The 9,615-nt window shown below is 71.3% G+C and carries 8 protein-coding genes; all 8 read left to right on the top strand.

Going from position 1 to position 9,615, the window contains the following annotated elements:
* On the top strand, window positions 1-183 hold a 183-nt coding region (locus K343_RS0115845), incomplete at its 5' end, for an ExbD/TolR family protein (RefSeq protein WP_028008909.1).
* Between the two features lie 53 nt (window positions 184-236).
* Entirely contained in the window at window positions 237-1,178 is a 942-nt protein-coding gene (locus K343_RS0115840; protein WP_028008908.1) for a hydrogen peroxide-inducible genes activator, read from the top strand.
* Window positions 1,179-1,268: 90 nt separating this feature from the next.
* Window positions 1,269-3,206, top strand: a complete 1,938-nt coding sequence (locus K343_RS0115830) for a lytic transglycosylase domain-containing protein (protein ID WP_028008907.1) — start codon at window positions 1,269-1,271, stop codon at window positions 3,204-3,206.
* Complete coding sequence (locus tag K343_RS0115825; RefSeq protein WP_028008906.1) at window positions 3,203-4,459, top strand: multifunctional CCA addition/repair protein; 1,257 nt, start codon at window positions 3,203-3,205, stop codon at window positions 4,457-4,459. Before K343_RS0115830 ends, K343_RS0115825 begins: the two co-directional genes overlap by 4 nt.
* A gap of 446 nt (window positions 4,460-4,905) precedes the next feature.
* Window positions 4,906-5,403 carry a MarR family winged helix-turn-helix transcriptional regulator gene (locus tag K343_RS0115820; RefSeq protein ID WP_028008905.1) on the top strand — a complete coding sequence of 166 codons (498 nt, stop codon included), beginning with the start codon at window positions 4,906-4,908 and terminating at the stop codon, window positions 5,401-5,403.
* Complete coding sequence (locus K343_RS0115815; RefSeq protein ID WP_028008904.1) at window positions 5,400-6,860, top strand: efflux transporter outer membrane subunit; 1,461 nt, start codon at window positions 5,400-5,402, stop codon at window positions 6,858-6,860. Before K343_RS0115820 ends, K343_RS0115815 begins: the two co-directional genes overlap by 4 nt.
* Window positions 6,857-8,026: an HlyD family secretion protein gene (locus K343_RS0115810; RefSeq protein WP_028008903.1), complete on the top strand. Its 1,170-nt coding sequence runs from the start codon at window positions 6,857-6,859 to the stop codon at window positions 8,024-8,026. The genes K343_RS0115815 and K343_RS0115810 overlap by 4 nt, the downstream gene beginning before the upstream one ends.
* Window positions 8,023-9,573, top strand: a complete 1,551-nt coding sequence (locus K343_RS0115805; RefSeq protein ID WP_028008902.1) for a DHA2 family efflux MFS transporter permease subunit — start codon at window positions 8,023-8,025, stop codon at window positions 9,571-9,573. Before K343_RS0115810 ends, K343_RS0115805 begins: the two co-directional genes overlap by 4 nt.
* The last annotated feature ends 42 nt before the right edge of the window (window positions 9,574-9,615 follow it).

The raw sequence follows: 9,615 nt of genomic DNA, 5'->3' as shown, positions 1-9,615 counted from the left end.
GCGATCAGCCGCGAGACGATGAAATCGCGCTTCGTGGCGGCGGCGGCGCAGCCGCAGCAGCCGGAATTCCACATCCGCCCGAACCGGCTGGTCGAGTACAAATACGTGGCCGCGGCGCTGGCCGACGCCCAGCGTCTGGGCGTCACCAACATCGGCATCGTCGGCAACGAGCAGTTCATGTAAGCCGGCCTTCGGGCCGGCGGCCCGCGGCGCAGCGCTCGGTTAAGCTTGAGAGCATGACCCTCACTGAACTTCGCTATCTCGTCAATCTCGACAAGGAACGTCACTTCGGCCGCGCCGCCGAGCGCTCGTTCGTGTCGCAGCCGACGCTGTCGGTCGCGCTGAAGAAGCTCGAGGACGAACTCGGCGTCCTGCTGTTCGAGCGCAATCGCGGCGAAGCCCGGCCGACGCCGATCGGCGAGCGCATCATCGCCCAGGCCAAGCGCGTGCTCGCCGAGACGCGCCTGATCGAGGACCTGGCGCGCGAAGGCCAGGACGAGCTGGCCGGCCCGCTGCGCTTCGGCGCGATCTATACCGTCGGGCCGTATCTGCTGCCGAGTCTGGTGCCGCTGCTGCGCGAGCGCGCGCCGCAGATGCCGCTGGTGATCGAGGAGAACTTCACCGCCAAGCTGCTCGAACAGCTGCGCGAGAACGAGCTCGACGTGGTCTGCGTCGCGCTGCCGATCGATCTCAACGGCCTGTCGGCCTGGCCGGTCTACGACGAGGATTTCGTCGTGCTGCTGCCGCCCGATCATCACTGGGCCTCGGCCGCGGCGGTCCCGGCCCGGCAGCTCGCCGGCGAGAAGCTGTTGCTGCTCGGGCCCGGACACTGTTTCCGCGAGCAGGTCATCGAAGCCTGCCCGAAGTGCGTCGATCCGGATCGCGACGGACCGCAGCCGCAGTCCGGCAGCTCGCTGGAGACGATCCGCCACATGGTCGTCGGCGGTCTCGGCATCACGGTGCTGCCGCAGTCCTCGGCCGAGAACCGCCCGGAGGATCGCGCCGGCCTGATCGCCAAGCCGTTCGTGCCGCCCGGTCCGCACCGGCGCATCGCGCTGGTCTGGCGCAAGACCTTCCCGCGCCGCCAGGCCGTCGTGCAGCTGCGTGACGCGATCCTCGCCTGCGGCATGAAAGGCGTGCGCTTCCTGCCCGACGAGCCGATGCCGCAGGCCGACTAGGTGCCCGTGAACGCGAAGGGCGCCGCTGCGGCCGAGTCCGCCGCGCGCGCCGCCTCCGTTACCATGGAGCGCCGCGAGTCGAGGATGACCATGAAGATCTTGCAAAGCCTCGTGCTGCTGGCCGGCAGCCTGCTCGCCGTGTCGGCGCAGGCCGGCGATGCGACGGCGCTGCGCGATCAGTTCCGCGCCGCGCTCGCCGAGGCCCGCGCCGGCCGCGTGGCGGACGGCGAGGATCGCCGCGCGCTGCGCGACTACGCGCTGTATCCGTATCTGCAGGCGGCGCGCCTGCAGGCGCAGCTGCCGCGCGCGCAGCCCGGCGCGCTCGACGCGGCGATCGCGGACTTCCTCGACCGCAATCCGGATCTGCCGGTGACGCGCGAACTGCGCCGGCAATGGTTGCTCGATCTCGCGCAGCGCGCGCAGTGGCCGGCCTTGCTCGCGCAGGACCGCGGCGACGCCGATCCGCGTCTCGTCTGCTATCGCTGGCAGGCGCGGCTCGCCGGCGCCGATCCGGCGCGCCCGCAGCCGGGCGCATGGCAGGACGAACTGCTGGCGTTCTGGCGCGAGGCGCCGCAAATGCCGCAGGCCTGCGTCGCGCCGTTCCAGTGGCTGCAGGACCGCGGCGCGATCACCGCCGAGGCTGCCGAGCAGCGCGCGCGCAAGGCGCTCGCCGACGGCAACGGCTCGCTCGCCGCCAGTCTGATCGCGTCGCTGCCGGCCGAGCGCGCCGCGCCGCTGCGGCAATGGCAGCGCCTGCTCGACGATCCGCAGGACGCGCTGGCGGCGCTGGCCGCCGATCCGCAGGCCGCAGTCGAATGGCCGGCGCTCAGCGCCGCTTTCCAGAAGCTGGCGCGGCGCGATACCGCGGCCGCCGAAGCGCTGCTGCCGCGCTTCGGTGCCGGTCGTCTGCCGCCGCCGCAATACGACGAGCTGACGCGCGCCGTGGCGTTGGGTCTGGCCTGGAGCCGCGCGCCGGAAGCGCTCGCGTACTTCCGGCAGCTGCCGGCCGAGGCCGTCGACGAACGCGTGCACGAGTGGCGCATCCGCAACGCGCTGTGGAGCGGCGAGTGGGCGCAGGCCGGGCAATGGCTGCAGGCGCTGCCGGCGGCGATGGCCGCCGAGCCGCGCTGGACCTACTGGCGCGCACGCGTCGCCGAGCGCCTCGGCCGCGGTGACGAAGCGCGCGCGCTCTATGCGCCGCTGGCGCAGGACAACGGCTACTACAGCGTGCTCGCAGCCTGGCGGCTCGGCGCACGCTACACGCCGCGGCGCCGCGCGCTCGTGGCCGCCGCCGACGTGCAGCAGCGCCTGCTGCAGGACCCCGCGCTGCTGCGCGCACGCGAGCTGTACTACGTCGACGAGATCGACTGGGCCAATCTGGAGTGGCGCGCGGCGACACAGAAGCTGGACGGAGCCGCGCGCGTGCAGGCCGCACTGCTCGCATCGCACTGGGGCTGGCACTGGCAGACCGTGCTACTGCTGTCGCAGACGGACGCCAGCGACGCGCTCGACCAGCTCTACCCGAAGCGCGCCTACGACAAGCAGATCCGTCACGCGGCACGGCAGACCGATCTGCCGCCGGCCTGGATCTACGGCGTGATGCGCCAGGAAAGCCTGTTCCTGGCGCGCGCGGCGTCCTCGTCGGACGCGCTCGGCCTGCTGCAGCTCAAGCTCAGCACCGCGCGCGACGTCGCGCGCAAGCTGGGCCTGCACAAGCCGGACCGCGAGGACCTGTTCGATCCCGAGCTCAACGTCACCCTCGGCAGCGCCTACCTGCGGCAGATGACCGACCGCTATGACGGCCAGTTCGTGCTGACGGTGGCGTCGTACAACGCCGGCCCGAACGCGGTCGCGCGCTGGCTGCCGCCGGCGCCGATGGATGCCGACGTGTGGATCGAGAACGTGCCGTACAACGAGACGCGCGGCTACGTGCAGCGCATCGCCTGGCACATCGCCGTCCACGACTGGCAGACCACCGGCCGCATTCGCGATTTCGACGAGCTGCTGCAGCCGGTGCGCCGGCCGTGAGCGCGGGCTTCCGCCGCTATCTGGTCGGCGGCGCGGTGCGCGACCGCCTGCTCGGCCTGCCGGTCCAGGAACGCGACTGGGTCGTGGTCGGCAGCACGCCCGAGGACATGGCGGCGCGCGGCTACAAGCCGGTCGGCAAGGACTTTCCGGTGTTCCTCGATCCGCAGACCGGCGAGGAGCACGCGCTGGCGCGTACCGAGCGCAAGTCCGGGCGCGGCTACCAGGGCTTCGCCTTCCACACCGGCCCGGACGTCACGCTCGAGGACGACCTGCGCCGCCGCGATCTGACCGTCAACGCGATCGCCGAGGACGAGCACGGCACGCTGGTCGATCCGTACGGCGGCCTGCGCGATCTGCAGGCGCGCCAGTTGCGCCACGTCTCCGAAGCCTTCGTCGAAGATCCGGTGCGCGTGCTGCGCCTGGCGCGCTTCGCGGCGCGCTTCGCGCCACTCGGCTTCCACGTCGCCGAGGAGACGCAGGCGCTGCTGCGGCAGATCGTCGCCAGCGGCGAGGTCGATCACCTGGTGCCCGAGCGCGTCTGGCAGGAAATGAAGAAGGCGCTGGCGACCGCCGCGCCGAGCGTGTTCTTCACCACGCTGCGCGACTGCGGCGCGCTGGCGCGCGTGCTGCCGGAGCTGGCGGCGCTGTCCGGCGTGCCGCAGCGTGCCGATTACCATCCGGAAGTCGACAGCCTCGTGCACACGCTGCTGTGCATCGACGTCGCCGCACGGCTCGGCTACGGCCTGCCGGTGCGCTACTCGGCGCTGGTCCACGACCTCGGCAAGGCGCTGACACCGCACGCGGAATGGCCGTCGCACCGCCTGCACGACGTGCGCGGCGTGCCGCTGGTCGAGGCGTTCTCGACGCGGTTGCGGGTGCCGGCCGAATACCGCGATCTCGCCGTCGTGCACACGCGCGAGCATTTGCTGATCCATCGCGCATTGGAACTGCGGCCGATGACGCTGGTCGAGCTGCTCGAACGCCTGCACGCGTTCCGTCCCGGCGAGCGCTTCGAGCAGGTGCTGCAGGCGGCGTTGTCCGACGCGCGCGGTCGGCTCGGCTTCGAGGACGCCGATTATCCGCAGGCGCCGTACCTGCGCGAGGCGCGCGCGATCGCCGCGGCGCTGCAGGCGCGCGACGTGCTGGCGCAGGCGCCGGATCTGCAGGGGCCGGCGATCGGCGCGCGCCTGCGCGAACTGCGCGCGGCCGCGCTCAAGCGCTGGCGGACGGCGCGGGCGGCGCCGCCGGCCTGAAGCCGGACGGCTGCAGATAGCCCATCACCAGCGCGACGATCCCGGCTTCGATCTGCTCGACGCGGAACGCCGGCGGCGGCTCGATGTCCGCCGCGTCCGCCGCGTCCGCCGCGTCCGCCGCGTCTGGCGTGTCTGGCGCGGCAGCGTGCGGGAGCTGCCAGGTGCTTCATCGGCGTCGCCTGGCGCGGCGAATGCGCGCAGGGAAGGCGAGCGTCCGCGGAGTTCATGCGCACCACACGGGCGATCGCCCGGGACTGGCCGGATGCCGCTTTCGTCGATGCGTCCGCCGGCGCCTCCGCCGGTGCGAATGCCGACGCAAATGCCAGGGCGCAAGCGCGGGCTCCTGAGGCGAAGCTGTCAGACTTGACAGCTAAATTCCTGCGAGTGCAGTATTTGCCGCGGCAAACATTGCCGGAGCAAAGACTGCCCTGCAGCGGTAAAACCCGATGAGCACGATGTTCTACGACCCCGCCAGCTTCACGTCGCGCGCCAGTCTCGGCTATCTGCTGAAGATGGCGCACACGCAAATGCACAGCTGCGGCGATCGGATCTTCGCGCAGCATGACATCAGCTTCGTGCAGTGGATCGCGCTGCTGAAGCTGCGCGAGGGGCAGGCGCTGACGGCGAGCGATCTGTGCCGCTCGATGTGCCACGACAACGGCGCGGTGACGCGCATGCTCGATCATCTCGAAGAGCACGGCTACGTCGAGCGGCGGCGCAGCCGCCAGGACCGCCGTGTCGTCGAGCTGCGGCTGACCGAAGCCGGCGAGCGCAAGCTCGACGAACTGCTGCCGCAGGTCGTCGCGCGCCTCAACGATGTTCTCAATGCCAGCGGTTTCAGCGGGGCGGAATTCGCCGAGCTGACGCGCCTGCTCAACAAGCTGCTGACCGGACTGCAGGCCTGCAATGCCCTGCCGGACCCGGTCGCCGGAGATTCGACATGACCCCTCTGCCCTGGCGCGCCGTGGCGCTGTCCGGCGTGCTGCTCGCCGCCGGCTGCGTGCTGCCGCCGAAGGACGACGCGCCGCAGCCGACCGCGCTCGCCGCCGCGGATCTCGGCCTGGCCGGCGCCGCCGCGCCGCACGCCGCCGACGGCTGGTGGACGGTGTTCGGCGACCCGCAGCTCGACCGCCTCGTCGAGCAGGCGCTGGCGCAGCATCCGAGCCTCGCCGAAGCGCTGGCGCGCGTGCGCGGCGCGCAGGCGCAGGCACTGGCCGCCGGCGCACCGCTGCGTCCGGGCGTGACGCTCGACGGCGATGAAAGCCGCCAGCGCCTGTCGGAGAACTACATCTACCCGCCGGCGCAGTACGGCTTCGCCGCCAGCGGCGGCAACATGGCCTGGCTCGGCCAGGTCGGCCTGAATCTGAACTGGGATCTCGACTTCTGGGGCCGCCAGGCGGCGCTGCTCGGTCAGGCGCGCGCGCAGGCGCGGGCCGCGCAGCTCGACGCGGTGTCGGCGCGTCTCGCGCTGTCCGGGTCGATCGCGCACGCCTACGTGCAGCTCTATCAGTCCTATGCGCTCGCCGACATCGCCGGGCAGGCGCTGCGCCAGCGCGAGACGTTGCTGAAGCTGACCCAGGGCCGCGTGCGCGCCGGCCTCGATACGCAGGTCGAGCTGAAGACCGCCGAAGCGGCGCTGCCGCAGGCGCGCAGCGCCCGTCTGCAGGCCGACAGCCAGCGCGAGCTGGCGGTCCATAACCTGGCCGCGCTCGCCGGTCACGGCGCCGATGCTTATGCGGCGATCGGCCGGCCGCAGCTGACGCTCGACGCGGCGCTGCCGCTGCCGGACGCGCTGCCGCTCGATCTGCTGTCGCGCCGGCCCGACGTGCTCGCCGCCAGGGCGCGCGTCGAGGCCGCTTCCGCCGGCCGCACTGCGGCGCGGGCGGCGTTCTTTCCGGACATCAGCCTCAAGGCCTTCGCCGGCTATCAGGCGGTCGGCCTCGACGATCTGTTCGATGCCGGCAGCAAGGTCTACGGCGTCGGCCCGGCGCTGCACCTGCCGATCTTCGATGCGCAGCGTCTGAAGGCCGGCTATCTCGGCGCGAGCGCCGAACTCGACGACGCGATCGCCCGGTACAACGACACCGTGCTGAGCGCGGTGCGCGACGTCGCCGACCAGCTCAGCCTGGTCGATTCGCTCGGCCGCCAGATCGTCCAGGCGCGCGCGCGTCTCGACGCGACCGAGGCGGCCTACGCGCTCGCGCAGCGTCGCTACGGCGCCGGCCTGTCGTCGCAGCTCGTCGTGCTCAACGCCGAGTCGAGCGTGCTCGACGCGCGTCGCGAACTCGTCACCCTGAACGCCAACCTCGTCATCGCCCGCGTCTCGCTGCTGCTGACGCTGGGCGGCAGCTTCAATCCCGCCCCGCCGAACACCGACGTCGCCGCCGGAGTCCCGTCATGAATCAGCCGAATCCCGTTTCCTCCTCGCCGGCCAACGGCGCCCGCCGCCGACGGATGCTGGTGCTCGCCCTCATCGTCGTGCTCGCGCTCGGCGGCTACGGCGCCTGGTGGTTCGTGCACGGCCGCTATTACGAGTCGACCGACGACGCCTACGTCGCCTCCGATCTGGTGCAGATCACCAGCGAAGTCGCCGGCACGGTGACGGCGCTGCACGTCGACGACACCCAGCACGTCGAGCGCGGTCAGGTGCTCGTCGAGCTCGATCCGGCCGACGCCGAAGTCGCGCTGGCCGGCGCCGAGGCCGAGCTGGCGCGCACGGTGCGCTCGGTGCGCGGCCTGTACTCGCAGTCCGAAGGGCTGCGCGCGCAGATTCGCGCCCGCGAGGTGGCCCTGCAGGCCGCGCGCGGCGATCTCAAGCGCCGTCTTGAAGTGGCCGCCGACGGCGGCGTCTCGGCCGAGGAACTGCAGCATGCTCGCGATCAGGTCGCGCAGCTCGAAGCGGCCCTGGCGACCAGCCGCGAGGATCTGGCGACCAATATCGCGCAGACCGAGAACACCACGGTCGAGGATCACCCGCAGGTGCTCGCCGCCGCCGCCAAAGTCCGCGAGGCCGCGCTGGCGCTGAAGCGCACGCGGATCAGCGCGCCGGTCAGCGGCGTCGTCGCGCGGCGCGGCGTGCAGGTCGGCCAGCGCATCGCGCCCGGCGCGCCGCTGATGGCGGTGGTGCCGCTCGCCAACGCCTGGGTCGACGCCAATTTCAAGGAAGTGCAGCTGGTGCAGATGCGCATCGGCCAGCCGGTGGAGCTGCACGCCGACCTCTACGGCCGCAGCGTGCGCTATCACGGCAAGGTCGCCGGCCTCGGCGCCGGCTCGGGCGCCGCGTTCGCGCTGCTGCCGGCGCAGAACGCGTCCGGCAACTGGATCAAGATCGTGCAGCGCGTGCCGGTGCGCATCGCGCTCGATGCGCAGGAGCTTGCCGTGCATCCGCTGCGCGTCGGCCTGTCGATGACCGCCACCGTCGATCTGCACGATACCTCCGGCACGCTGGTGGCGACGCAGGTGCGCAGCGGTCCGCAGCAGGTCATCGCCTCGGAAGAGCATGACGCGGCGGTCGACCAGCGCATCGCCGGGATCATCGCGCGCAACGGCGGCCGCGCCGCGCCGTGAGCGCCGCGGCCGCCAGTCCGGCGCCGGCCGCCGATCTCAACGGCGCGCGCGGCCTGATCGCGACGGCGCTCGCGCTCGGCACCTTCATGCAGGTGCTCGACACGACGATCGCCAACGTCTCGATTCCGACGATCGCTGGCAATCTCGGCGTATCGAGCGATCAGGGCACCTGGGTCATCACCTCGTTCGCGGTCGCCAACGGCATCTCGGTGCCGCTGACCGGCTGGCTGATGCAGCGCTACGGCGTGGTGCGCACCTTCGTCGTGTCGGTGCTGCTGTTCACGATCGCCTCGTTCCTCTGCGGCATCGCCTGGAGCCTGCCGTCGCTGATCGCGTTCCGCGTCCTGCAGGGCGCCGTGTCCGGGCCGATGATTCCGGGCTCGCAGGCGCTGCTGATCTCGATCTTCCCGCCGCACAAGAAAGGCGCCGCGCTCGCCGTGTGGTCGATGACGACACTGGTCGCGCCGATCTGCGGACCGATCCTCGGCGGCTACATATCCGACAACTACTCCTGGCCGTGGATCTTCCTGATCAACGTGCCGGTCGGCCTGTTCTGCGCCTTCGTCTGCTGGCAGGGCATGAAGCATCGCGAGACGCCGATGCGCAAGCTGCCGATCGACAGCATCGGTCTGGCGCTGCTCGTGGTCTGGGTCGGCTCGCTGCAGATCATGCTCGACAAGGGCAAGGACGAGGACTGGTTCGCGTCGACGTTCATCGTCGTGCTGGCGGTCGTGGCGCTGGTCGGCTTCATCGCCTTCATGATCTGGGAGCTCGGCGAGAAGCATCCGATCATCGACCTGTCGCTGTTCAGGAACCGCAACTTCGCGATCGGCACGCTGGCGCTGTGTCTCGGCTACGCGATCTTCTTCGGCGCCGTCGTGCTGCAGCCGCTGTGGATGCAGACCTGGCTCGGCTACAACGCCACCTGGGCCGGCTTCGTCGCCGCGCCGAGCGGCGTCGTCGCCGTGCTGCTGTCGCCGCTGATCGGCAAGAACATCGGCAAGTTCGACGCACGTCTGTTCGCGACCGCCGCGTTCGTGGTGTTCGCGATTTCGTACTTCATGCGCGCCGGCTACACCGCCGACGCCAGCTTCGGCGCCTACGTCATGCCGCTGCTGGTGCAGGGCATCGGCATGTCGATGTTCTTCGTGTCGATGCTGGCGATCCTGCTCGACGGCGTGCCGGATGCGCAGGTGCCGGCGGCCTCGGGCCTGTCGAACTTCCTGCGCATCACCGCCGGCAGCTTCTCGACCTCGATCGTCACCACGTTCTGGGACCGCCACGCGGCGCTGCACCAGACGCGGCTCGCCGAGGCGTCGAGCGTCTACGATCCGAGCCTCACGCAGGCGCTGGGCACGCTGCAGGCCGGCGGCCTCAGCGAGCCGCAGGCGCTCGGCGCGCTGACGCATGTGCTCGGCGGCCAGGCCTATCTGATGTCGGCGCTCGACTTCTTCTGGATCTGCGGCTGGCTGTGTCTGATCTCGATCGTCTTCGTCTGGATGGCGCGTCGCCCGCACGGCCCGGTGCACGCGGCGGCGGCCGACTGAGGCGCCACGAAAAAGGGGCCCGGTTTCCGGACCCCTTTTTCA

The organism is Solimonas flava DSM 18980 (assembly GCF_000426685.1).
Taxonomy (GTDB): Bacteria; Pseudomonadota; Gammaproteobacteria; order Nevskiales; family Nevskiaceae; genus Solimonas; species Solimonas flava.
This window is presented reverse-complemented; position numbering and strand designations above follow the sequence as displayed.